Source organism: Actinomadura sp. BRA 177 (assembly GCF_013372625.1).
Lineage (GTDB): Bacteria > Actinomycetota > Actinomycetes > Streptosporangiales > Streptosporangiaceae > Spirillospora.
Genome location: NZ_JABXFD010000348.1, coordinates 1 through 23,096, shown reverse-complemented (window position 1 = coordinate 23,096; position 23,096 = coordinate 1). Strand labels below are relative to the sequence as shown.

Here is a 23,096-nt window from a genome sequence, read left to right as displayed (position 1 = left end):
TTTTTTTTGTGTACAAGTAGAAGTCGGCTAACGATGTAGGCGGCCGTCTCGTGGGATCGGGGATGTGTAGAAGAGGCGGGGCGGATCTCGTCCGCGCCGCCGCCGGTCTCGACACCGTCGTGCTGCGCGTGTTCAACCCGGTGGGTCGCGGCGTGGGGCAGGGCGAGCCGGGACCCACCGGGTTGAACACGCGCAGCACGACGGTGTCGAGCCCGGCGGCGGCGCGGACGAGTTCCGTCCCGGCGAGCTTCGTGACGCCGTACACGCCGAGCGGCCGGGGCGGCGCCGACTCGGTGATGGGCGTGCCGGGCTCGGCGTTCCCGTACTCGGCGGCCGACCCCAGATGGACGAGCCGGGCCTCGGGAGCCGCCGAGGCGAGCGCGGTGACGAGGTTCGCGACGGCCATGACGTTGCCGTGCACGAGGTCCGCCGGTTCGCCGCGGGTGGCCCCGGCGCAGTTCACGACCGCGTCCGGCGCGAACTCGCGGACGGCCGCCGCCACGCTCACCGGCCCCGCCGCCAGGTCCAGCCGCAGGTCGCCCGGCCCGGCGGCGCGCGAGGCGGCGACGACCTCGAACCCGGCGGCGGTCGCCCGCGTCCGGACGTGCCGTCCGATGAACCCGGTCGCGCCGATCAGCAGGATCCGCTTCATGCCCGGCCCTCCAGCAGTTGCGGGCGCAGGGCCGGGAACTCGGCGTTCGCCCGGTCATAGTCGTCCGGGCGGCCGATGTCGAGCCAGTAGCCGTCGAAGCGGTACTCGCGCGGGTGCCGTCCGGCGGCGAGCAGGTCGAGGACGAGTTCGTCGAAGCCGAGCGGGAACCCAGGCTCGTACTTGTCGAGGGCCTCCCGGGAGACCCCGTACACGCCCATGCTGACCTGGTAGTCGAGCGTGGGTTTCTCGGCGAACTCGACGACCTGGCCGTCCTTCGTCGTGAGGACGCCGAAGTCGATGGCGACCTGCCGCGCATAGGTGGCGACGGTCAGCGGCGGCCGCGTCGCGGTGTGCTCGACCAGCAGCCCGGCGAAGTCGAGGTCGGTGAGGATATCGCCGTTCGTGACGAGGAACCGCGGTGGCAGCCGGTCGCGCATCGTCAGCAGCGGTCCGATGGTGCCGAGCGGTGACTCCTCGGCGGTGTAGTCGATGCGGAGCCCCCACCGGTCCCCGTCGCCGACGTAGGAGCGGATCAGGTGGCCGAGATGCCCGATGGCCAGCGTCACCGTCCGGAACCCCTGCCGGGACAGCTGGTGCAGGAGGATCTCCAGGATCGCGTACTCGTCGCCGATGGGAACGAGCGGCTTCGGCAGCGTCGTCGTGTACGGGCGCAGCCGGACGCCCTTGCCGCCCGCGAGTATCACGGCGTGCATGGCGCCTCCCCCTAGATCGCGTAGGTGGACGGTCGGTAGCGGGCCAGGTTGGCGGGGTCGAGGAACCATTCGATGGTCTCCTTGAGCCCCTCTTCGAGCGTGTGGCGGTGCCGCCAGCCGGTCGCGTGGCGCAGCCTGTCGCTGTCGCAGACCAGCCGCATGACCTCGGACGACGCTGGACGTTCGCGGGTGGCGTCCGTCCGGAACTCGGGGTCGGCGCCCATCAGGCCGGCGATCGTTCGGGCGAGCCGTCCCATCGAGATCTCGTTGCCCGTGCCGGCGTTGAACAGTTCGCCGACGACGTTGCCGGGTGCCGTGCCGAGGGCGGCGAACGCGGCGGCGGTGTCCCGGACGAAGGTGAAGTCGCGGGTCGGATCCAGCGCGCCTAACTCGACCGTGTCGGCGCCGGCGGCGATCTGGCTGATGACGGTCGGGATGAACGCACGCGCTGACTGCCGTGGCCCGAACGTGTTGAACGGTCGCAGCGTCACCGCCGGCACGCCGAACGACGCGTGGTAGCTCTCGACCAGCTTGTCGGCGGCAATCTTCGAGGCCGCGTAGGGCGACTGCGCCTGCAGCGGATGCGACTCGTCGATGGGCACCCGCTGCGCCGTCCCATAGGTCTCGCTCGTGGACGTGTGGACGAGACGCGGCGTGCGCAGGTCGCGGACGGCCTCCAGCACGTGCAACGTCCCGAGCACGTTCGTCTCCACGTAGGAGCGCGGCGCCCGGTACGAGTACGGGATCGCGATGAGGGCGGCCAGGTGGTACACGACCTCGGCGCCGTAGAGCAGGTCACGCACGGAGGCCGGGTCGCGGACGTCGCCCGGTATCGCCTCCACCCGCTCCATCACGTCGGGGGCGAGGGCGTCCAGCCAGCCCCGCGTCCCGAACGAGTTGTACTGGACCATCGCTCTGACGCGGTGCCCGCGTTCCACGAGCGTCTCGACGAGGTGCGAGCCGATGAATCCGTCGGCTCCCGTCACGGCGACCATGCTGGTCATAGGGGTCCTGCCCTTCTATCGATGGGAGGTCGCGCGGGCGAGGACGCGGCCCGCGTAGGCGGTCAGGAAGGTGAGCAGCGCGCCGGCGGCGGCGAGCTGGACCGTCCCCGGCGGGACGTCCGGGACGGTGATCGCGGCGGCGGTCTCGGCGGCCAGCGCGCAACTGTGAGCCACGAGCACGACGTGGACGCGTCCGCACGCCTGGAGGACGAGCGCGAGGAAGAACGCGCAGCCAAGCGCGACGAAGCCGCCGAGCGTCCGCACGGTCACCGCCGACGCCGGGAGCCCGGCGACCACTGCGGCGACGCCGACGAGCGCCAGCAGCGACGCCAGGTACCGGACGAGCGCGGAGGCGAGAGCGAGCCGGGCGGCCCGCGTGAACTCCGCGATGCCGGTGTGCGCGCGCAACAGGTCGTAGACGCGGCGGCGGTAGGAGTACAGGATCCACTCGGCGCCGCCCATCGACAGCGAGAGCGACAGAACCGCCGACGTCGTCGTACCCGACGGGACGGGTCGCCCGGCGCGCGCGCACAGCAGCGTGAACGTCAGCAGCCCGCCGGTCAGCAGCCCGAAGAACGCGAACGGCAGCGCCGCCGCAACGTCCCGGCGGCTGACGGCCGGACGCCCCCATGTACGCCAGATCGCCGCACCGTCTCGGCGGGTGACGGTCGGGCGGCCGGCTCCGCGCGTGCACACGACCGCCAGCGCGAGCGTGGCTGCGAGCGTCACCGCCCATGCGCCCCAGACCGCTGCACCGTTCCTTTGGATCAGCACTGCGACGACGCCGGGAGCAAGCGCCGGCAGGAGCCAGACTTCGGCGCCGTTCACCTGCACCACGGTTGCCGCCAGTAGGTAGCAGCCGAACCCTGCGCACAAGGCCGTCGCCATCGGCCCCGCCCCCAGGAGGATGCCGGCGCCGACCGTCACCGGCACGACGAGCAGCAGACCTGTGCCGAGCCCGTACCGGAGGACGCTGGACGCCGCCGCCCGCTCCCCCGACCCCAGTCGGACGTATCCGAGGTACGCCGTCCCTTGGCTCAACGCCCATGACAGCAAGAGCGAGAACACGAGGAGTACTCCGGTGCCCGGGTTGTTCAGCACCGGGGCGCCGCCGATGTAGCAGAGGCCGGGCAGGCCGAACAGGACGCCGCGCAGCAGATGCCGCCACGGCGTGACGCGCCACGGGGCCTCGGACGTCTCCGGCTGCGGCGGGCGGCGCGGCGTCCGGGCGTAGAGGTCCTCGGCGAGCGCGAACACGTCCGGGTGGCCGTAGCCCTTGGCGGCGTCGTCGTTGATGCCTTCGGCCTCCAGCCCGGCCGTGACCTCCAGCGGGTCGACGGCGCCAGCGCACAGGTCGGCCATGCGTTCGCGCAGGCTGTCGACGTCACCGGTGGGCGTCATGCGAGCTTCACCTCCGGCTCGTCCAAGACAGCGGGTTCGGTGAGACCCGTGTAGATGGCGCGGAAGGCGTCCACCGCGCGATCGACGGTGAACAGTTCGAGCGCGCGGTCCCGGGCGGCGCGGCCGAGGCGGCGGCGGAGCATCGTGTCGCCGAGCAGCCGCAGGCACGCGTCCGCCATCTGCCGGGGCGCGCGCGGCGGGACGACGAGACCGGTGTCGGCGACCGCCTCGGTGACCCCGCCGACGTCGGTCGCGACGGTCGCGCGCCCGCACGTCATCGCCTCGATCAGCGTGTACGGGAAGCCCTCGGAGATGCTGGACAGGACGACGACGGTGCCCGCCGCGTAGGCGTCCCGGATGTCGTCGACCCGTCCCTCGAACGTCGCCTGCGCCGCGATGCCGAGGTCGGCGGCGAGGGCCTCGCAGCGCGCCCGGTACCGTTCCCCGCCGGCCGGGGTGCCGCCGAACATGCGCAGCCGTGCGTCCGGCACCTCCTTCCGGACCAGCGCGAACGCCCGGATCAGCGTCTCCAGGTCCTTGATCGGGTCGACGCGCCCGGCCCAGCTGAGCGTGGGCGTCGCGGGCTCGGCGCCGGCCACCGGGAAGGAGGCCGGGTCGACGCCGTTGTAGACGGTCTCCATGCTGCGCGGGTCGCCGCCGCAGCGCTCCTCCCAGCGGCGGTTGTAGTGGTTGGCGGGGGTGAGCAGGTCGGCGGTCCGGTAGCCGGCGGTGCACAGCAGCCGCTGGAAGCCGAGCAGCGCCGCCTTGACCGGCCACGCGTACGGGCTGCGGCGCAGCCCGATGTAGCGTTCCCGCAAATAGATGCCGTGCTCGGTGAGGCACAGCGGCGTCCCATATGCCCACTTCGCGGCGAGGCCCGGCAGGACGGGGATTCCGTTCGACACCGCGTGCGTCACGTCGCCGCGCGGCGGCGGGCCCGACAGCGGGCGCAGCAGGTGCTCCAGCAGGTCGATGGTGGTGAGCGCATCGTGGACGGTGGGCCGGACGCCGATCCGGTCGAACTCGTCCGCGCGGGCCGTCCAGGCGTCCATCAGCCAGCGGACGGGCCCTTCGGTGCGCAGCGCCGCGCTCAGGCCGGCGTCCTGCCCGTACTCGAACAGGCCGCGCAGGATGTGCGGGAAGGCCTCGGCGTCGGACGGGTCGGCGACCGCGTGCAGGAACGAGCGGCACAGCGGCTCGAACCGGCGGGCCTCGGTGCGGGACGGGGGCCGCCCGGCGGGCGGCCCCCACATCGGCACGGACTCGGCGGACACGTGGTCCGGCAGGTCCCACACCACCGGTTGCGCGCCGGTGGTGGTGAGCGCCCTGACATGGAACGAATGCTCCGGCATGCCCCGGACGAGCTGGTCGCACCAGACGCTCACGCCGCCGAAGTTGTGCGGATACGTTCCCTCCGTCACCAGGGTGATCTCCAACGTCAGGCCCCGGGCGGCGGCGTGAGCGCGACGTCGCCCGCCCTGTAGTCGGAGCGTTCACCGGCGTAGGGCTGCCCGAACGGCTGCGCGCCGTCGAAGGTGCCCTCGGGTGCGGTCATCGGCACGTCGAGACCGGCGGGCGGCTTGACGTGGACCGTCCCGTCCTGGAGGTAGGCGGTCACGTCGCCCTTCTTGACCGCGTCGCGCCACGCGTCCTGCCGGCGCAGCTCGGTGCCGAGCGCCGACATGGGGAGGTTCATGAGGGGCGTACCGTCGGCGAACGCCGTCCGGTACTCGGCGAGGACGCGGTCGAGCAGCGGATACAGGATGCGGCCCTCGGTGAGGTTCGACTGGTGCGCGTAGTGCGGCCGGGGATCGTTGGCGAGGACGTGCGACAGCGTGATCCGCGCATCGGTCGGGACGATGTGGGACGCGAACCCGGTGGCGGGGTCGAGCGGCGCGATGCAGGTCATCGTGTCGGGATGGTCTTCGCAGAGCCCGCTGCCGCCGTCCGCCCGCCGCGTGTAGATCCAGTTGTACTCGTCGACCTCTTCGGCCTGGGTGGCGACGTTGAAGTAGGTGCTCAGCGGGTGGCGCGGGACGGTCCGCAGCGCGCCGACCTCGCGCTGCGCCTTCTCGCGCGAGGCGTCGCCGGCGAGCCACTTGACGCCGGCGTCCGCGAGGGCGGGGGCGAGGTTCGGGTTGTCGTCGGGCTGCTGCGGCAGGATCCGCAGGCCCGAGTGCTCGCCGGTGACGACCTCGTCCGGGTCGATCGAGATGCCGTGTAGGGCCGCCCAGTCGACGTTGCGGGTGACCTCCTGCTTGATGTCGCTCTGCGGGACGTACAAGGTCTGGCCGGTGAGCGGGTTCTTGACGCAGCGCCACGGCCTCACCCTCAAGTCCTGCACGCAGCCGAGGAACGCGTGTCCGTAGGTGTGGTTCACCCACCGGAACTTGTCGCGGGACCCGACGAACGCGTCCGTCAGCGGGTCGATGCCGTGCTCCTGAAAGGCTTCATCGCTGCCGGCGCCATTGAACGCCAGATCGAGCGCGAAACCGTTCTGGGTCTGCCACTGCGCGGCGAACGCGACATCGTCCGGGGTCATGCGGATCGCCGGGGTGGTCACACCGGCCGGGCAGTCCTCCTCCGGTGTGCAGTTGTGCTCGGTGCTCCACCGCGAGTCCTGCATGAACACGTCGTCGACGTGGACGCCGAGGTAATTGCGGCTGTAGCCGAGGTGGACGCCCTTGGTCAGCCAGGTGATGAGGCCGTGGCCGATCGTCCGGAAGTGCCACTGCTCGCTGTTGGCGGAGAAGCTCAGCACCATCTCGCTGCGGCCATCGTGGTTGTAGACGCCGGCGAGCGTGCCCGTCGTGGCCCCGACCGTCGCGGTGATGAACGGCTGGAACGACAGCCCGGAGGCCGGGTCGTCCGGCAGCGGCGTGGCGAGGAAGCCGTAGCTCTCCCCCACGTCGGCGGCGTTGTCGTCAAACCGCACCGGCCCGCGTAGGTAACGGAACGCGTCGGCGCGTCCGGCGTCGGTGACTTGGGCGGTCGTCCCGTCCATGGAGCCGGAGTAGCCGGGCACTTGCAGCCCGACGGCCGCGGACGGGTAGACGTAGGCGTCGAGCTGCCGGATCCCGAACCGCTTCTCGTACTCGGCGAGCGCGGTCATCTCCGCCGCGTTGTCGAACGGCGACGCGTTGGGCAGCACGACCGCCTGGTACTTGGCCCGCGCCACCCCGTCGACCGTGTCGGAGAGGAACGCATCATCGATCACCGGCCGGTTCGCATCACGCAGATCGACGGACGTGTACGGGACGCCCTCGGTCTCCAACTGCTCGGCGACGGCCTCCACCGAGGCGGCGCCGTTGGTGACGACGAGCACCCGCAGGTCGATGCGCGGCCCGGCGGCGGCCCCGGCCGCCTGCAGCGGGCAGGCGGCCAGGACGACCGCGAGCAGTACCCCGGCGCAACGACGCCGACTGAATTTCAACACCGCTCACACCCCGAATAGAAAGGCAATTGAAGCTTCCGGAACTCGATCACCCGAGCATGCGGCACCCTTATCCGGGAAGTAAAGAAGGCGATGGTCCCGTCTTGGAGTGGGCCGGTCCTAGGACCCGTTTCCGTCGGCCGAGCACGCCGAATTCAGCTCGCGCCAGCGCGCCGTGGCGTGCTCCCGGCCGTCCGCGCCCAGCCGTTTGTAGATCTGGTGCGCGTGGTTCTTCACGGTCTTCTCGGAGATGACGAGCCGGCGCGCGATCTCGCGGTTGGTCAGCCCGGCGGCGATCAACTCCAGGATCTCGGCCTCCCGCGCGGTGAGCCCGGGGTCGCTGCGCAGCGTCCCGCCCTGCAGCCACCGGACCACCGCGGCCACCACCGGCGGCGACAGGCACGACATGCCGCGCCCGGTCGAGACCACGAACTCCGCGAGGTCGGACGGCTCGAAGTGCCCGTACACCAGGCACGAGTGCGCCCCGGCCGCCAGCGCCTGGACGAGGACATGGGAGTCCCCCGCCGCCGTCACGACGACGACCCGCACCGGGTCGCCGGCGGCCCGCGCCAGCCGGTCGAGCGCGTCCACGGGCGGCGGCGAGGCGTCCAGCAGCACCACGTCGGGCGCCCGCAGCCGGACGGCCGCCACGCAGCGGCCGACCGCCTCGCCGCCCACGACGTCCACCGCGCGCACCGAATCCAGCAGCGCCTGAAAACCGATCCGGGACACGGGATTATCGCTGACGACCAGCACCCGAACCGATTTCGATTCAGCCGCCGACCCGGAATCGAACATGCCCCAAGAATAGAGGACGGCATTGACCGGCTCCTTGACCAGAGCAGGCCAGGAACCGCATTCGGCCAGCATGAAAAGTGTTCATAATTTCACTCTGGCCGTGCATGGGGACACGGGAACGTTCCAATTCCGGGGCCGGTACCGTCCTGTTCCGCTTCGACCTGGCGGTTCCAGTCGCGCTTAATCGCCTGCCAGCCGTCCTCGTCGTGGCCGAGCCGCCAGTAGCCGGAGACGGACAGGCGGTCTCGGGGGACGCCACGTTCGGTGCGCAGGAGGTGGCGCAGGTGCTTCACGAAACCGGCCTCGCCGTGGACGAACGCCTGCACCGTGCCGGGCGGGAAGTCGAGGTCGGCGACCGCCCGGACGAGGGCGGCGCCGGCCGAAGCGCCGTTCCGGTGCAGCCAGGTGATGGAGGCGGCGATGGCGGGGAGTGCGCTCTCGTCACCGGCCAGCAGATGCCAGTCGGCGGCCGGGTCGGGGACGTAGCCGCCGCCCGGCCCGGTGAAACGGATCTCGTCGCCCGGCTGGACGGCGGTACAGGGCGGGGCTAGAGGGTGGTGGCGGTTCGGACCAGGAGGGCCAGGGGTTGGGAGCGGCTGTGCGGGGGCCACGCGATCACCGTTGTCACCTTTGGCGCGTCCAGGATCGGGACGGCGGTCAGGCCGTCGCGCAGGTGGGTTCGGACCGATTCGGGAAGGACCGCTGAGGCGCGGCCGAGGGCGATCAGTTGCAGCAACTGCGCGTGGTCTCGTATCTGGGGGCCGGGGCCGTCCGGGTAGGTGCCGTCGGACGCGGGCCAGCGTGGCAGGGGCAGGTCGGGCAGGTCGGTGACGTCCGCCATGCGGAGGTGTGGCCGGGTGGTCAGGTGGTGACCGGCGGGCAGGAGCACGACCTGGTCTTCTGTGCGCAGTTCCTCGGTGTCGAAGCCGGCCGTCGAGTCGAACGGACGGTGCAGCAGCGCCACGTCGGCGCGGCCGTCGCGTAGCAGCCGCTCTTGCTCCCCGGGGCCGCACAGGAGGATGTCAACGTTGATCGCGCCGGGTTCGGCGGCGTATGCGTCGAGCAGCTTCTGCAGGAGCTCGCTGGACGCGGCGGCCTTTGTGACCAGGACGAGGCTGGGTTCCGCATGGGCCGCGCGGCGGGTCCGGCGGTCGGCGGCCTCGACCGCGTCCAGGGCCGCCCGTCCCTCGCGGAGGAGGACCGACCCGGCGTGAGTGAGTGCGACGGCGCGGTTGGTGCGTTCTAGGAGTGTCACGCCTAGGCGTCGTTCAAGCTGCTGGATCGCCCGGGAGAGCGGCGGTTGCGCGATTCCGAGCCGTTCCGCGGCGCGGCCGAAGTGCAGTTCCTCGGCGACGGTGACGAAGTAACGCAGCTCCCGCGTCTCCATACCCGCCACCATACCCGGGAGGTATCACCGCCCACCCAGACGGTGTTGGAGGTTCAGTCCGGGCGCACGCAGGATCGGTGGCATGAGCGAACAGACGATTGCGCTGGTGACCGGCGCGAACAAGGGAATCGGGTACGAGATCGCGGCCGGGCTGGGCGCCCTCGGCTGGAGCGTCGGCGTCGGCGCCCGCGACGACGCACGGCGGGAGGCCGCCGTGGACAAGCTGCGCGCGGACGGCGTCGACGCCTTCGGGGTGCCGCTCGACGTGACCGACGACGAGAGCGTGGCCGCGGCTGCGGCGTTGATCGAGGAGCGGGGCGGGCGGCTCGACGTGCTCGTCAACAACGCCGGGATCACCGGTGGCATGGGGCAGGAGCCCACCAGGGTCGCTCCCGAAATCATGCGGACGGTCGTGGAGACCAACGTGATCGGCGTCATCCGCGTCACCAACGCGATGCTGCCGCTGCTGCGCCGCGCGGCGGCCCCGCGGATCGTGAACATGTCGAGCAGTGTCGGCTCCCTGACGCGGCAGAACGAGCCGGACGCCGAGACGGGCCCGATCGCTGTGGCGTACGCACCGTCCAAGACCTTCTTGAACGCGGTCACCGTCCAGTACGCCAAGGAACTGGCCGGCACCGGCATCCTGATCAACGCCGCATGCCCCGGCTTCTGCGCGACCGACCTCAACGGCTTCCGCGGCGTCCGCACCCCCGAGCAGGGCGCGGCGACCGCGATCCGCCTGGCCCAACTCCCCGACGACGGCCCCACCGGCGCCTTCTTCGACGACGACGGCCCCATCCCCTGGTAGCGAGTTCCGCGACCGCGGCGACTCCTACGTGTCCGCCTAGGCCACGGTATTCAGCCGATGCGGAGGGGGAGGGTGCGGGGGCCTCGGACTTGGCCTGCCGCCCAGGTCACTGCTGATGGGTCAGCCAAGGTGAAGGTGGGGATTCTTTCCAGCCAGACCTCCAGGGCTACTTGGAGTTCCATTCGAGCCAGGTGCGAGCCCACGCAGCGGTGGATGCCGAGGCCGAAGGCGGCGTGGCGGTTGACCTCGCGGTCGATGACGACCTCGTCCGCCCGGTCGAACTGGGCCGGGTCGCGGTTGGCGGCCGGGAAGGACAGGAGGATCCAGTCGTCGGCGTTCATGTCGACGCCGCCCCAGTTCATGTCGTCCTTCACCAGGCGCGCCATCGTGACCGGGGCGTAGACGCGGAGGAACTCCTCCATTGCGGTCGGCAGCAGGGACGGGTCGGCGACGAGGCGTTCGCGGTCGGACGGAGTCTTCGCCAGGTGCCATAGGGAGGCGCCGATCGCGCTCCACGTGGTGTCGATGCCGGCGATCAGGAGGAGCGCCATCGTCCCGGACACGTGGGACGCGTCGAGCTTCTGCCCGTACAGCTCGGCGTTGATCAGATAGCTGGTGAGGTCGTCGCGCGGGTTGTCGACGTGGTCGCGGATCTGCTCGTAGAGGTACTCGAACAGCTTGTCCATGCGGGCGATGCGCTCGTCCGGCGGCAGGTTGACGCCTTCGAGGGTGTTCTCGACGAACTCGCGGAACCGGGGGCCGTCCTCGGGCGGGAAGCCCAGCATGTCGGCGATGACCCGCATCGGGATGTGCTGCGCGTAGTCGTGCGCGGCGTCCACGATGTCCTGGCCTGCGAAGGAGTCGATGAGTGCGTGGCAGAACGCCCTGGTCCCCGCCTCCAGCTTCTGGACGGCGGACTTCTTGAACGCCGGCAGCAGCAGCTTGCGCGCGTCGTGGTGGAACGGCGGGTCGGACGAGATCGGCGGCGTGACGCCCACCGGGGCGACGTCCACCGGCGGCCGGAAGTTGCTCATCACCACCGAGCGGGACGTGAAGCGCTCGGTGTCGTAGGCGATCGCGGCGACGTCCTCGTAGCGGGTGGGCAGCCAGCCGCCGCCGAACCGATCGGTCCGCGCGACCGGGCAGCGCTGCCGCAGGTCGTCCTGGATCGGGTACGGGTCGGCGGCCCATTCCGGTTCCAGATGGGAGAAGTCGGTCGCCCAGTCGTCGACCGGCCCGGTGACGACCTCGTTGCGGATGCCGATCGGGGTGGTGTCCCGCGTCCTGGAGAAGCGGTCGTCGGCGGCCATGTCAGCCCTCCTCGACGGTGATCGCGCGTTCCGGGCAGTTCGCGACGGCGAGCCGGGCCTCCTGCTCCCCGCCGTCGGGGACGACGCCGTCGCCGAGGACCGTCCCGTAGCCTTCGTCGTCCTCGCCGAAGATCTCGGGCGCCAGGTCGTAGCAGCGGCCGTGCCCCTGGCAGCGTCCAGCGTCGATGTGCACCTTCATTGCGTTCCCCCTTCGGAGCCGGGCGGCGTGAACGCCACCGCGATGCGGGCGAGCAGATCGGCCCACTCCTCGTCCCCTACCGCATGCATGTCGGGCGGGACGAGCGCGCTGCCGATGCTCAGTAAGAGGCACAGATGGGCGAGCGCGTTCGGTGCGAGCGCCGCGTCCATCTCCTCTCCGGCCTGCGCGATGCGGACCAGCCCGGCGAGCCAGTCGGCGCGTTCGCCCACGTAGTCGCGCATCAGGCGGGCGACGTCGGCGTCGCGGCAGGCCGCGACCAGCGCCTCGACGATGAGGTGGCCGCGGGCGTCGCGGCGGTGCGGAAGCGAGCGGCCGATGATGAGCAGCAGTTCGGTGACCGGACGGTCCGGGTCGGCGGCGAACAGGTCGGCCAGCTCCCGCCGGCCATGCGTGCGGAGCGCCGCCACCAGCAGCTCCGCCTTGGAGCCGAAGTGCGCGTACAGCGCACCGTTGCTCACGCCCGCCGCCTGCGCGATGTCGGCGACGCGCGCGCCGTCATAGCCGTGCCGGGCGAACGCCTCGGCCGCGGCACGCAGCAGCCGTTCCCGGGTCTCCGCCGCGGTGACGCCCGCGATGCGTCCCATGGAGAAATTAAACGACCGTTCATTTGCCGGGTCAATGCCCCCAGGGATCGTTCCCCCGCCGCGTCTTGACGCGGCGGCCACACGACCGGACACTCTGGGCGCGGAGTGCCGATCAAGGAGAGCCGAATGAGCACGGAGCAGCAGATCTTCCCGCGGTTAGCCGGGAAGACGGTGCTGGTCACGGGGGCCGGTACGGGGTTCGGCGCGGAGATCGCCGTCCGCGCGGCGCGGGAGGGCGCGCGGGTCGGCGTCCACTACAACAGCTCCAAGCAGGGCGCGGAGCGGACGGCCGAACGCGTCCGCGAGACGGGCGGCGAGGTGTTCGTCGTGCAGGCCGACATCGCGTCCTGGGAGTCGATCCGCCGGCTCGCGGACGAGGCGTTCGAGCAGGCGGGGACGCTCGACGTCCTGGTCAACAACGTCGGGGACGTCGCGACGGAGCAGATGTCGTGGCGCCAGTTGACGCAGGAGTCCCTCGACCGCGTCATCGACGTGGACGTCAAGGGCACGCTGCTCATGACCCACGAGTTCGGCTCCCGCATGCTCGACCAGGGCCACGGGGCGATCGTGAACATCGGCTCCACCGTGGTGGTGCGGGGCAGCGCGCGGGCACCCCAGTACGCCGCCGCCAAGTACGGGCTGCTCGGCATCACCAAGTCGTATGCGGCGGCGTTCGCACCATCCGTCCGCGTCAACACGTTCGCGCCCGGCTTCATGGAGACCGGCGCCACGCTGGAGCGCGAGGACTGGGAGTCCGGACGCCGCGAGAAGCTCATCGCGCAGACGCCCATGGGCCGGATCCCGCCGCCCGAGGCAGTCGCGGGCACGGCCCTGTTCCTCGCCACCGAGGACGCCTCCCACATCACGGGCGCCTACATGCTGGCCGACGGCGGGTTCAACATGGTCGGGGCGTGAGCCGCTTGAAGCTGATCACCTTCGACGATGGCCGGGTCGGACGGCTGGACGGCGACGACGTCATCGAGCTCGACGTCCCGTCCACGCGGGCGTTCTTCGAGCGCGGCGGGGCGGCCGACGAGACCGGGGAGCGGCTCAAGCTGGCGGACGTTCGGCTCCGCGCGCCCATCCAGCCGAAGAAGTTCTTCCACACGGCCGGCAACTTCGCCGACCACCATAGGGAGCTGCAGGCGGTCAACTGGTCGCATCCGGTGCACAAGGGCATCGTGTTCTTCCAGAACGTCGACGCGATCATCGGCCCGGACGACCCGATCGTCTACCCCGAGCACCTCACCCGGGAGCTGGACTACGAGCTGGAACTGGCCGTCATCATCGGCAAATCCGGCAAGTTCTTCGGGCCTGAGGAGGCGCTGGAGCACATCGCCGGGTTCACGGTGTTCAACGACGTCACGGCCCGCGACATCCAGCGCCGCGAGATGGAGTCCGGCGTCTTCTCGTTCAGCAAGGCGATCGACACGTTCTGCCCGATCGGCCCCTGGATCGTCACCGCCGACGAGATCGGCGACATGCAGAACCTCGCCATGGAGCTGCGGGTGAACGGCGAGACCCGGCAGACCGGGCACACCGGGCAGATGCGCGTGTCGATCCCGCACCTGGTGGCGTACCACTCACCGCAGACCTACAGCGCGGGCGACATCATCACCACGGGCACCGTGTCGGGCGTCGCCGCCGTCCAGCCGGACCCGTTCGACTTCTACCTGCGTCCGGGCGACGTCGTGGAGGCCGAGATCGAGGGCGTCGGGACGCTGCGCAACCCGGTCGTCTCCTGGCAGGACGCCCACGGCGAGCCCGCACCGGAGAAGCTCGGCTGGTGAGGCCCGCCGCCCGCGTCAGCCCACCGGCGCGCCGGCGGAACGCGATTCCACCGGCTCCTTCCGGTGGACGGTGAAGAAGCCGATGAGCGCGCCGATCGTCGCGACGGCCTCGCCGGTGAAGCTGATCGTCTTGTCGGTGTACCACTGCGGGTCGTACATGCGCGGGATCGGCCCGAGCTGCCCGAAGTCGACGAAGTAGTACAGCAGGACGGCACCGGCGGCGCTCGCCGCGACGAGGAACGCGATCGCGTACGTCCATCTTCGCGCCCACACCAGGACCAGGACGGCGGCCACGGCCGCCGCGATGGCCTGCGCGTAGAAGAGGTCGTCGCCGGGGATGACGTTGTCCGGGGTGTTCGGCCCGGGGGCCATGTCCGGCGCGAACCGCCAGTGCACGATGGCGTCGGCCGCGAGTCCGGCGGCCACGAGAAGTCGAAGAACTATGCCCATACCCATTGCACGGTGATACCCGGGCCACGGATCAAACGGAGCGCACCTTTTCGGCAGGATTGCGGCTCGGACGATGACCACATCCGGACGGCCGTCCTCAGCGGGCGCGCAGGAACATCGCCGGCCAGGTCGATCCCAGCGCGGCGTAGCAGCTCAGCAGGGTCGCGACCGGAACCCATTCGAGGTGCGGGACGATGAGCGCGAGCGGGATCAGCATTGCCAGGAACGCGCCGAGTATTCCGGCCGCTGCGGCGAACACGGTGCGGCTCCGTCCGTCCAGCAGGGTCGTCTCCTGGACGGGGGTGATGAGCGCGAGCACGGCGATCCCGCCGAGGATGAGCACGGGTGCCCAGAACCCTGCCGTGATCAGCATGGCTCCTGCACAGAAGGCCGCGACACTGATTCGGGCCGCTCTGACCTCGGCGCCGGGCAGCAGAAGGCGGACGGACGGGTCACGCCGCATCCACAGCGACAGAACGGCCTGAAGCGCCCAGTTCACCCAGATGACCAGCGTGAGCAGGAGCATGACCGCGAACCAGGGCGCCAGCACCGCCATCGCCATGCACAACGCGATGCGCTTGCGCGGCAGCGTCCGAACCCGCGCCAAGGCACGGTCGAGTCGGTGCAGAGGATTGCGCTGCTTGAGCGCGCCGAGCAACAGGTGCGACCCGCTCTCTGGAGCAAGGCGCAGCGCCTCGCGGAACGCGTCCGCCGCCGCCCGATGATCGCCCTGGACCTGCGCGATGAGCCCGTAGACTCGGTGTGCGCTCGCGGCCTCCGGAGCCAGCCGGATCGCCCGCGCCGCGTGGTGCAGCGCCCCCGCGTCGTCGTTCACCTCGACCAGGGCGAGCGCCAGGATCTGGGCGAGGTCGGCATCCTCCGGGGCGAGCCGAGCCCCCTCCCCGGCGGCCTGCGCGGCGAATCTCCACTCGCCCAGGGCGTAGTGGCTGCGGGCCAGCTGCTCGTAGATCACCGGCTCGTCCGGGTCGCACGCCAGCGCGTGCTGGAACGCGGCCAGCGCCTCACGATGCCGCCCCGCCTCGTAGAGGACGGCACCGGCCGTCCAGTGCGGCAGCCAGGCCCCGGGTCTGACGGCGACCGCGCGGTTCGCCTCCTCCAGCGCCCGGTCGGTGTCACCCTGCGCGGACAGCGCCAACGCGAGGACGATGTGACCGCCCGCCCCATCGGGATCCTCGGCCAGCGCCGCCCGCGCCTCCCGCTCCGCGTCCCCGGGCCGGCGCAGCTGGAGCAGCAGTTCGGCCCGCGCGACCCGTGCCTTCACCCGGCTCGCGGACGGCGTCGTCACCGGCGCTTGCCGCCGATCCACGGCAGCAGATCGTCCCAAACGCCGCTCTCGTTGGCGTGCATGACATAGTTGCGCGCCGTCCCCATCCACTCTGCGACCGCCGCCGGACGCACCGCCCGCGCCGCCGCCAGCAGATCGGCGGTGGACAGCGGCAGCGGACGGCCGGCCCGCATCGCCTCCTGCAGCTTCGCCTCGACCGCCCGGTCCACGACGCCCTTGAGGTCGGCGCCGGCGCACCCGTCGGTGGCCTGTGCCACGGCCCGGAAGTCCATCTCGGCGAGCGGCACCTTCCGGCACAGCAGCGCCAGGACGGCCGCGCGGGCCTCCGCGTCCGGCGGCGGGACGAACACCATCTGGTCGAACCGGCCGGGACGGCGGAACGCGACATCCAGATACCAGGGCGCGTTCGTGGCGGCGAGGATCAGCACGCCCTCGTTGGCGCCGCTCTCCACGCCGTCCATCTCGGCGAGGAACTGGTTGACGATCTGCCGGTTGTGCGCGTGCCGCATGTCCGACCGCCGCGCCGCCAGCGCGTCGACCTCGTCGAAGAACAGCACGCACGGGCTGCTCCTGCGGGCCGCCTCGAACATGCCGTGCAGGTTCCGCTCGCTGGACCCGATGTACATGTCGAGAATGTCGGACAGCCCCACGTTCATGAACGCGGCGCCCAGCTCCCCCGCGGCGGCCCGCGCGAGGTGCGTCTTCCCGCACCCGGGCGGCCCGTAGAGCAGCACACCCCCACCGGCCCGCTTCCCGTAGGCGGCGAACATCTCCGGGTGCTGGACGGGCAGCAGCAGCTTCATCCGCAAAGCCTGCTTGACCTGCTCCATCCCCGCGACATCGGCGAACGTGACCGCCTCTTCGTCCGGCATCCCGTCCGGCGCCGGCACGGCCACCTGCCCGAGTTCGGCCTCGAACCCCGCATCAGCGAGCGAGGCGTCCCGTGCCACGGCCTCCCAGTACCGCTGCCGCGCCCCGGCCACGTCCCCCTCGGCGACCAGCGCCTTCGCCACGATGATCCCCGCCTTGGCCGGCCCCTGCCCAGCCCCGACGCGATCGAGCGCGGCGAGCGCCGCACCGCTCTTCCCCTGCCGCAGGAACGCCTCAGCGAGCCCGGTCGCCAGGTCGGCGTCGTCGGGCGCCAGCACGAGCGCCGCCTGGTACTCGCCCTCCGCGTCTATGAGCAGCCCCGCGTCCAGCAGCTGTTCTGCCAGGTGGCGCCGCAGCGGCAGGTTGTCCGGCGACACCCGGACCGCCTGCCGCAGCGCGTCCAGCGCTCCCCGATCCGTCACAGGCGTCAGCCCTCCCGCCGCCGGAGACACTTTCGGGCGATGATGCCATGTCAGGCGCGGCCCTTGACCCGGAGATAGCTCCAGTACAGCAGCCCGAAAAGGATGAACCCGGACAGGATCAGCCCCGACCCCGTACTCCACCCCGAGAACGGCAGCTCGGGCACGAGCCCCCAGACGATCCCCGCCGCGATCAGCCCCAGCCCCGTCAGGATCGACCCGGTCAGCCGCCACCAGGACGTCACGCTCTCCTCGGCCGCCTGAATCGCCCGCTCCCGCACCGGCTCGACGTAACGATCGACGGCCGGGAACTCCCGCGCGAGGATGAGCAGCCCGGCCAGCACCAGCAACAACCCCGGCCCGGGCAGCACCAGCAGCGCAACCCCGGCCAGCAGCACCGTCCCCCCACCGACCAGCACCGCCCCCCGCCTGGCCGACCTCCCGTACCCCATCACACCTCCCGGCGAGGCGGCCCCGAACCGCCTTCCACCCACTCACCATGCCCCTACAACGCTAGATCTTGCGCACAACACCCCCGCCAAACCCCAAAACCGCGGACTTCCCCGCGCCACACCCAAGAACATGCGGCCGACCGCCGGCCGCAATCGGCTCCGCACCGAATCGACAAGCGCCCCTCTCGGGAATTGCCACTCATCGGACATTTCACACTTCATCGCCGAACACGGGACGGCAATGATGAAAACATCTCACACAAAGGCGCCACAAGGAATGGCGGAAAAGCATGCTCCATACGATAGGTTATTCCCGTCCAAGCGCCACCGGACTGCCACACGCACTTCCCGAGGCGCCGGAATTGATCACAGGGAGCATTCGCGCATGACCGACCCCAATGCGTCCACGCCCGTCTGGAGGAAGAGCAGCCGGAGCAGCGACCCCGACCTCGGGGTGTGCGTGGAAGTGGCGTCCATCGGCAGCACCCGCGCCATCCGCGACTCCAAGGACCCGGAAGGCCCGCGGCTGTCGCTGTCCGTAAACTCCTGGCGCACGTTCATCGGCGCCGTGAAGGCCGACGCCTTCGAGGCCTGAGCGGACGAGAGCGGAGGCGCGGATCCCGCGGTGCACGCCGCGCCTCCGACCGGCGATGCGACTGCGTCACCGAAGGTCAAAGGCTCCATCTTTGATGTCGTCCAACATCGCGCGCAAGACGGCCCTGGGCAGGATGATCGTCGTCCGATGGGGGTTCTTGGTGTCCCGGATGGCTCCGCAAGAGGCGGAGGCGGCAAGGGAGACGCAACTCCCGGAGCCATCCGAGCCAGATCTCCTGCTCTTGCGCCATGACGCCTTGTCCCAGTCTCCTTGACCGCCCATTACCTCTTCCGTCCTCGGGAGCATCGCGGTGGTTCTCGTGAGGAAGGACGGCGCTGTCCGAAGACCCGATCCTCGGCGGTCGGATCGGCCGGATTCCGCGATGCTCGCGTGATCGACGAATAATTGCCAAAAATAAGAACAATCCCGTACGGACATACAAATTTGCTCCCCTACTATACGTGGGGAGCATAGTCATGTCCAGATCCGGCAATTACCGACCGACCGCCACCGGGACGCGACACCAGGATTGGTTTCTTACCCAGTCGGCCCGCGATTGAAACAACTCCAAGTCAGAGAGCGTGCGACCGGAAGGCGGCTGCACTTCCGGTCGCACGCTCGGGGTTCGACTCAGACCGGAATCGGGTAGATGTCGCAGTCCGCGCGGAGTCCCTCACGAGCGGCCATGGTGGCCGGGTGCTGCGGGCCGTGCACCCTGCGCATGCCGTCGATGGCGTTCGCCGTCAACTCGTCGGCCTCCTGATCCTCCCCCAGGGCCCGCAGATCGAGCCCGAGGTTGAGCATGCACGCGAGCATGGTGGGATGCTCCTCGCCAAGGACATGGCGCGCCTGCTCCAGTGCCTTCCGATCCAGTTCCACGGCCTCCTGGAAATTTCCGAGCGCGTAGTGGTCGCTGGCCAAGTTGATCGCGCAGACGATGCTGCGCGGGTGCTCGGCGCCAAGGACCCGGGTCAGGACGTCCAGCGCCGTCTCGTCCAGCTTCCTCGCCTCTTCGAGCCGTCCGTTCAGCCGGAGGGCGACCGCGAGGTTGATGTTGGCGGTCGGTGTGTTCGGGTGTTCGGGGCCGAACATCCGCAGGAAGTTCTTCGCCGTCACACGCGCGAGCCGAATCGAGTCGTCGAGCCTGCCGGCCTGCCGCAGGTTCACCGCGTGGTTGAGCGCTGCGGAGATCGAGCCGGGGTGGTATTCCCCGAACCTCTCGTTGTACCGTTCGAGCGCCTCGGTGGACAGTTCGAGCGCTCGCTGGTGGTCGCCCGCCTTGCGCTCCATCACCGAGAACGACGTCAGGCTTTCGGCGAGACCGGCGAAGCTGCTGCCGAAGGCGCTCTCGATGCCCTGCGAGTTCTGCCGCGTCAGTTCCCTGGCCTCGTCGAAGTGGCCCAGTTCCATCTCGTCCACGGCGATCGCCGCCAGGGACGACAGGGTCCGGATGTGGTTCTCACCGAGGACGTTCATCAGGTGCCCGTAGGTCTTCCGGTCCAGATCGCACGCCGTCTGGAAGTCCCCGTTGAGCCGGAGACTGATGGCATAGAGATGCGCCTGCTCAAGCGTGATCGGGTCATCGTCGCCGTACATTCGGCGCAGCGTCTCGTAGGAACGCTTGTCATGTTCGAGAGCCTGTTTGAAGTGCCCCATATAACGCAGATCGGTCGTCACGAAGCGCTGTGCCTCGATCGTGCGTTCGTCATCTATGCCGTGCTCTTCGGCACGGATGTCGCGGACCCGGATGTGGGTGCCGTACGCCTCCTCGAACCGTCCGTGCAGGCGGAGAGCGCGGCCGAGGTGGAGCATGGCCTCCTGCGTCTGCTCGTTGCCGTCGCCCAGCAGCTGGGTCCAGGTCTTGACCGCCGTTTCCGACAGTTCGAGGAAGCCCCGGTGGTCGCCCCACTGGTAGAGGAAGTCGATCTCGTTGAGGACGAGCCGGCGCGTCCACGGATCGTCGAAGCCGACGATGCCCGAGTAGTGGACGTGCGGCAGCAGATCCGCGTAGCGGCGCCAGTTGACCGGCACGACCGGGTCGCGCGGGTCGAAGTTCGCCATCAGCTGGTAGCCGCACCGGCGAAGCTCCTCGGCCTCGCCGGCGGGGATCTGCCCGACGAGCACCCGCTGCACCAATCGATGCAGCATGATCGTGTTGTGCTTGTGGCTGATCCTGGCCAGCGCGTACCGGTTGATCGCACGGATCGCCCGGCCCCGCTTGACCGGGTCTCCCAGCGCGTCCACCAGCTCGGGCGGGCCGTCGACGTTGCGGGAGCCGGCCAGCATCCGCAGCGAGATCGGCTCCGGCGCGAAGAACGCGCAGACCTGGAGGAGCTGCAGTGCCGCGGGGTCGCTCGTCCGCAGCCGGTCGAGGGAGACGTTCCAGGCCGCGGCGACCGGCAGCTCGTTGGCCACCAGCGCGGCGTCCGCCAGCAGCTCGGCGGCCTTCTCGTGCTTCTCCCGGAACAGCTGCAGGTACTCGTCGACGGGCATGCCCGTCTCCGCGAGCCAGACCCCCGCCTGGGCGATCGCCAGGGGCAGGTCGCCGAGCACCTCGGCCAGCTCGTCCGCCTCGGCGTCGGCGAGTTCGGGGCCGCGCAGGCGGAGCAGCGCCTTGCTCTCCTCGCGGGCGAAGACGTCGACCTCCAGGGCGTTGGCGACCTTCGTCCAGTCCTGGTTGCGGGAGGTGACGAGGATCTTGCCCGGGCCGTTGGTCGGGAAGAAGTCCCGGACGTCCTGCAGTTCCTCGGCGTTGTCGAAGACCAGCAGCCAGTTGCGGTAGGGGCGGCCGAGGCGCAGCGCCTCGCGGACGGCCGGGACCGCGACGTTGACCTCCTGGCTGACCGGCAGGTCGAGTTCGGCGGCCAGTTCGGTGAGGTCCTGCTGGATTTGTCCCGGACGTTCTGATCTGACCCACCAGATCACATCATAATCCGCCATATGACGGTATACATACTCGATGGCTATCTGGGACTTGCCCACGCCGCCCATTCCGTGCAGGGCCTGGGGAAGGACCGCGGTGGTCCCCAGCGAAAGCCGCTCGTGCAATTGCTCCAGCAACTCTTCGCGCCCGGTGAAACTGATGTTCTGGGGGGGTACATTTCCCCAGACGGGTGGTGGTTCACCTGGCCTGCGTCCGGTTTTTTCCGGAATATTTCGAACTGTCACACCGACTCCAAGGTGGGGGGCGTCCTTGACGGTTTCCGTTGGCCCGGTGAGCTCTTCGAGAGCGGCGATGTCCAGCGATTGCATGGAGCCGGTCCTTCCCGCGTCCCGGACGTCTATATCTGGATCAAGGTAATTATTGCGGTTGAGTTTGGCGTCCAACTCGCGGGCCGGCCGGAGATAGGGCCCGGCGAGCGCCTTGAACACGTGGAGGGCCGGCATGGCGAACGGCACCAGTTCCGCGGTCAATTCGGGCAATTCACCTCGCTCCGGCGCGGTGACCAGCCCGGCCAGCTCGTGCAGCCCGCTGATCCGGTCGCCCAGATGCCGGGCCACCGTGGTCAGCACCCGGGTCGTGTCGGACCGGCGCCCGCTCGCGAGCAGCTCGTCGCGCACTCCGGGAGCGAAGTCGAAGACGACCTCGTCCCGCGCCTCGGCGGCGGCCCCGCGATCGGGTCCGACCCGGTGCAGCAGGCCGCTGCCGACCAGTTCGACGAGGTCCGAGGGCCGCGAGTCCGGGAGCATGGTGCGCTGGACGAGCCGCATCACCGGCGCGTTCAGCGGTGCCGCCGCCAGGTGCACCGCCAGCGCGTAGACGGTCGGGCTGACCGCCGCGCGGAACCGCCGGACGATCTCCGACGCGGACTCCGCCGCGGGCGCGGCGTCCCCGTCGTCCTCCGGATCCGGCGGCCGAGCGGCTTCCACGGCGGCGCCGCAGACGGCGACGGCGCCGTACCAGCCGCCGTGGTGCGCCGCCGCGAACCGCGCCCAGCCGGCGAGCCGGCCGGGATGCAACTCGATCACGGGGACGTGCACGTGCGCGGTATCCGCGTCCCGCGCCGCGGTCTCGGGGTCGCCGCCGAACGGCGTCGCGGGGTAGCGCACGCGGTAGCGGTGGTTGGCCACCGCGGGTCCCGCCGCGTACAGCTTGGCGGGGCGGGTGGCGAGGCCGGTGCGCCGCCACTGGCGCCGGGCGAGCAGGTTGATCACCACGACCGGCGCGTGCCGTCCCCACTCCGCCAGCAGCCGCTGGGCGGCCCCGGTGTGCCAGGCGTCCCCGATCCCGTCCGTCAGCACGAAGATGAGCCGCCGGTCGCGGCCGCCCCGGCAGGCGAGCCCGGCCGCCGCATGCACGGTGGCCAGCGGCCCCGGTTCGCGCAGTGCCAGCGTCCCGGTCTCGCCGATGTCGGTGTCGAGCAGATGCGTGCGGATGGTGCGGAAGGCCCCGACCGAGCCGAGGCAGTCGATGAACCGGTCGGTCGTCGGCCGGTTGAGCGCGGCCAGCCGCCCGTCGTCCACGACGACATCGAGGTCGAGCCAGCGTTCCCGGACGGGACGCGTCTGGGGCAGCCAGAGTTCGTCCTGGGCGGCGCGGGTCGCGGTCGCCTCGTCGTCCAGTTCGACCTCGCCCCGGCGGGACGCGACCGCCCGTTTGAAGGGGCGGAGCGCCTGTTCGAGGCGGCGCCGGTCGGCCAGCGGGCGGACCCCGGCGAACGGGTCGCTCCGCACGGAGAACAGGAACGGGGCCGGGACGGCGTGCCCGTTCCGTTCCGGCGCCGGCTGCCGCCGAGGTGCGGGCGCGCCGCCGGCCGGCGCGGGCCAGGAATTCACCGTGGCGGGCGGCGGGGCGCCCGCCCTGGGCGTTCCGCAGGCGCAGGCCGCGCCCGCGGTGGTCAGCGCGCGGCCGAAGACGGGCGCGCGGATCGGGCAGATCCGGATCAAGCGGATGCATCTGAAGG

21 protein-coding genes and 1 pseudogene are annotated in these 23,096 nt (G+C 70.7%); 4 read left to right on the top strand and 18 right to left on the bottom strand.

What is annotated here, in order from left to right:
- From HUX53_RS18890 to HUX53_RS18850, 9 genes and pseudogenes are all read right to left on the bottom strand, one after another.
- On the bottom strand, positions 1-652 hold a 652-nt coding region (locus HUX53_RS18890), incomplete at its 3' end, for an NAD(P)-dependent oxidoreductase (protein WP_176404531.1).
- Positions 649-1,365: a sugar phosphate nucleotidyltransferase gene (locus HUX53_RS18885; RefSeq protein ID WP_176404530.1), complete on the bottom strand. Its 717-nt coding sequence runs from the start codon at positions 1,363-1,365 to the stop codon at positions 649-651. The genes HUX53_RS18885 and HUX53_RS18890, both read right to left, overlap by 4 nt.
- A gap of 11 nt (positions 1,366-1,376) precedes the next feature.
- Positions 1,377-2,369 carry an SDR family NAD(P)-dependent oxidoreductase gene (locus HUX53_RS18880; protein WP_176404529.1) on the bottom strand — a complete coding sequence of 331 codons (993 nt, stop codon included), beginning with the start codon at positions 2,367-2,369 and terminating at the stop codon, positions 1,377-1,379.
- 15 nt (positions 2,370-2,384) lie between these two features.
- The gene (locus HUX53_RS18875; protein ID WP_176404528.1) at positions 2,385-3,770 is read right to left on the bottom strand and encodes a hypothetical protein; all 1,386 of its coding nucleotides are present in this window, start codon (positions 3,768-3,770) and stop codon (positions 2,385-2,387) included.
- Positions 3,767-5,191 (bottom strand): GT4 family glycosyltransferase PelF, encoded by a 1,425-nt coding sequence (pelF, locus tag HUX53_RS18870; protein ID WP_217919607.1) that lies wholly within the window; start codon positions 5,189-5,191, stop codon positions 3,767-3,769. Before pelF ends, HUX53_RS18875 begins: the two co-directional genes overlap by 4 nt.
- A gap of 17 nt (positions 5,192-5,208) precedes the next feature.
- Entirely contained in the window at positions 5,209-7,206 is a 1,998-nt protein-coding gene (locus tag HUX53_RS18865; protein WP_217919606.1) for a hypothetical protein, read from the bottom strand.
- Positions 7,207-7,323: 117 nt separating this feature from the next.
- Positions 7,324-8,001, bottom strand: a complete 678-nt coding sequence (locus tag HUX53_RS18860) for a response regulator transcription factor (RefSeq protein WP_176404526.1) — start codon at positions 7,999-8,001, stop codon at positions 7,324-7,326.
- A gap of 89 nt (positions 8,002-8,090) precedes the next feature.
- Positions 8,091-8,528 (bottom strand): annotated as a pseudogene (locus HUX53_RS18855) (siderophore-interacting protein); the annotation flags it as partial.
- Between the two features lie 20 nt (positions 8,529-8,548).
- Positions 8,549-9,388 (bottom strand): LysR family transcriptional regulator, encoded by an 840-nt coding sequence (locus tag HUX53_RS18850; RefSeq protein ID WP_176404524.1) that lies wholly within the window; start codon positions 9,386-9,388, stop codon positions 8,549-8,551.
- 82 nt (positions 9,389-9,470) lie between these two features.
- Here HUX53_RS18850 and HUX53_RS18845 point away from each other — a divergent pair, with 82 nt between their 5' ends.
- Positions 9,471-10,196, top strand: coding sequence for an SDR family oxidoreductase (locus HUX53_RS18845; RefSeq protein WP_176404523.1), 726 nt, complete (start codon positions 9,471-9,473; stop codon positions 10,194-10,196).
- 50 nt (positions 10,197-10,246) lie between these two features.
- On the opposite strand, the gene HUX53_RS18840 is transcribed toward HUX53_RS18845, so the two are convergent.
- The 3 genes from HUX53_RS18840 to HUX53_RS18830 are packed head-to-tail and all read right to left on the bottom strand — an operon-like array spanning position 10,247 to position 12,310.
- Positions 10,247-11,506, bottom strand: coding sequence for a cytochrome P450 (locus HUX53_RS18840; protein WP_176404522.1), 1,260 nt, complete (start codon positions 11,504-11,506; stop codon positions 10,247-10,249).
- Position 11,507: 1 nt separating this feature from the next.
- Complete coding sequence (locus tag HUX53_RS18835; protein WP_176404521.1) at positions 11,508-11,705, bottom strand: ferredoxin; 198 nt, start codon at positions 11,703-11,705, stop codon at positions 11,508-11,510.
- Positions 11,702-12,310 carry a TetR/AcrR family transcriptional regulator gene (locus tag HUX53_RS18830; protein WP_176404520.1) on the bottom strand — a complete coding sequence of 203 codons (609 nt, stop codon included), beginning with the start codon at positions 12,308-12,310 and terminating at the stop codon, positions 11,702-11,704. The genes HUX53_RS18835 and HUX53_RS18830 overlap by 4 nt, the downstream gene beginning before the upstream one ends.
- Before the next feature lie 126 nt (positions 12,311-12,436).
- Between HUX53_RS18830 and HUX53_RS18825 the strand changes: the two genes are divergently transcribed.
- On the top strand, positions 12,437-13,225 hold the full coding sequence (locus HUX53_RS18825) for an SDR family NAD(P)-dependent oxidoreductase (RefSeq protein ID WP_176404519.1): 789 nt from the start codon (positions 12,437-12,439) through the stop codon (positions 13,223-13,225).
- Entirely contained in the window at positions 13,222-14,100 is an 879-nt protein-coding gene (locus tag HUX53_RS18820) for a fumarylacetoacetate hydrolase family protein (protein WP_217919604.1), read from the top strand. Before HUX53_RS18825 ends, HUX53_RS18820 begins: the two co-directional genes overlap by 4 nt.
- Before the next feature lie 15 nt (positions 14,101-14,115).
- Here HUX53_RS18820 and HUX53_RS18815 read toward each other — a convergent pair whose 3' ends face one another.
- The 4 genes from HUX53_RS18815 to HUX53_RS18800 all read right to left on the bottom strand — a co-directional run bounded on the left by HUX53_RS18815 (position 14,116) and on the right by HUX53_RS18800 (position 17,597).
- Positions 14,116-14,526 carry a hypothetical protein gene (locus HUX53_RS18815; protein ID WP_176404518.1) on the bottom strand — a complete coding sequence of 137 codons (411 nt, stop codon included), beginning with the start codon at positions 14,524-14,526 and terminating at the stop codon, positions 14,116-14,118.
- A gap of 121 nt (positions 14,527-14,647) precedes the next feature.
- A complete protein-coding gene (locus tag HUX53_RS18810; RefSeq protein ID WP_176404517.1) occupies positions 14,648-15,877 on the bottom strand; it encodes a tetratricopeptide repeat protein in 1,230 nt (409 codons plus the stop codon).
- A complete protein-coding gene (locus HUX53_RS18805; RefSeq protein ID WP_176404516.1) occupies positions 15,853-17,148 on the bottom strand; it encodes an AAA family ATPase in 1,296 nt (431 codons plus the stop codon). Before HUX53_RS18805 ends, HUX53_RS18810 begins: the two co-directional genes overlap by 25 nt.
- Before the next feature lie 50 nt (positions 17,149-17,198).
- Positions 17,199-17,597, bottom strand: coding sequence for a PGPGW domain-containing protein (locus HUX53_RS18800; RefSeq protein ID WP_176404515.1), 399 nt, complete (start codon positions 17,595-17,597; stop codon positions 17,199-17,201).
- Between the two features lie 385 nt (positions 17,598-17,982).
- On the opposite strand from HUX53_RS18800, the gene HUX53_RS18795 reads away from it, so the two are divergent.
- Complete coding sequence (locus HUX53_RS18795; RefSeq protein WP_176404514.1) at positions 17,983-18,192, top strand: DUF397 domain-containing protein; 210 nt, start codon at positions 17,983-17,985, stop codon at positions 18,190-18,192.
- Between the two features lie 66 nt (positions 18,193-18,258).
- Here HUX53_RS18795 and HUX53_RS43065 read toward each other — a convergent pair whose 3' ends face one another.
- On the bottom strand, positions 18,259-18,474 hold the full coding sequence (locus HUX53_RS43065; protein ID WP_369009207.1) for a DUF397 domain-containing protein: 216 nt from the start codon (positions 18,472-18,474) through the stop codon (positions 18,259-18,261).
- A 348-nt stretch (positions 18,475-18,822) separates the two neighbouring features.
- Entirely contained in the window at positions 18,823-23,079 is a 4,257-nt protein-coding gene (fxsT, locus tag HUX53_RS42275) for an FxSxx-COOH system tetratricopeptide repeat protein (RefSeq protein WP_176404512.1), read from the bottom strand.
- Between the last annotated feature and the right edge of the window lie 17 nt (positions 23,080-23,096).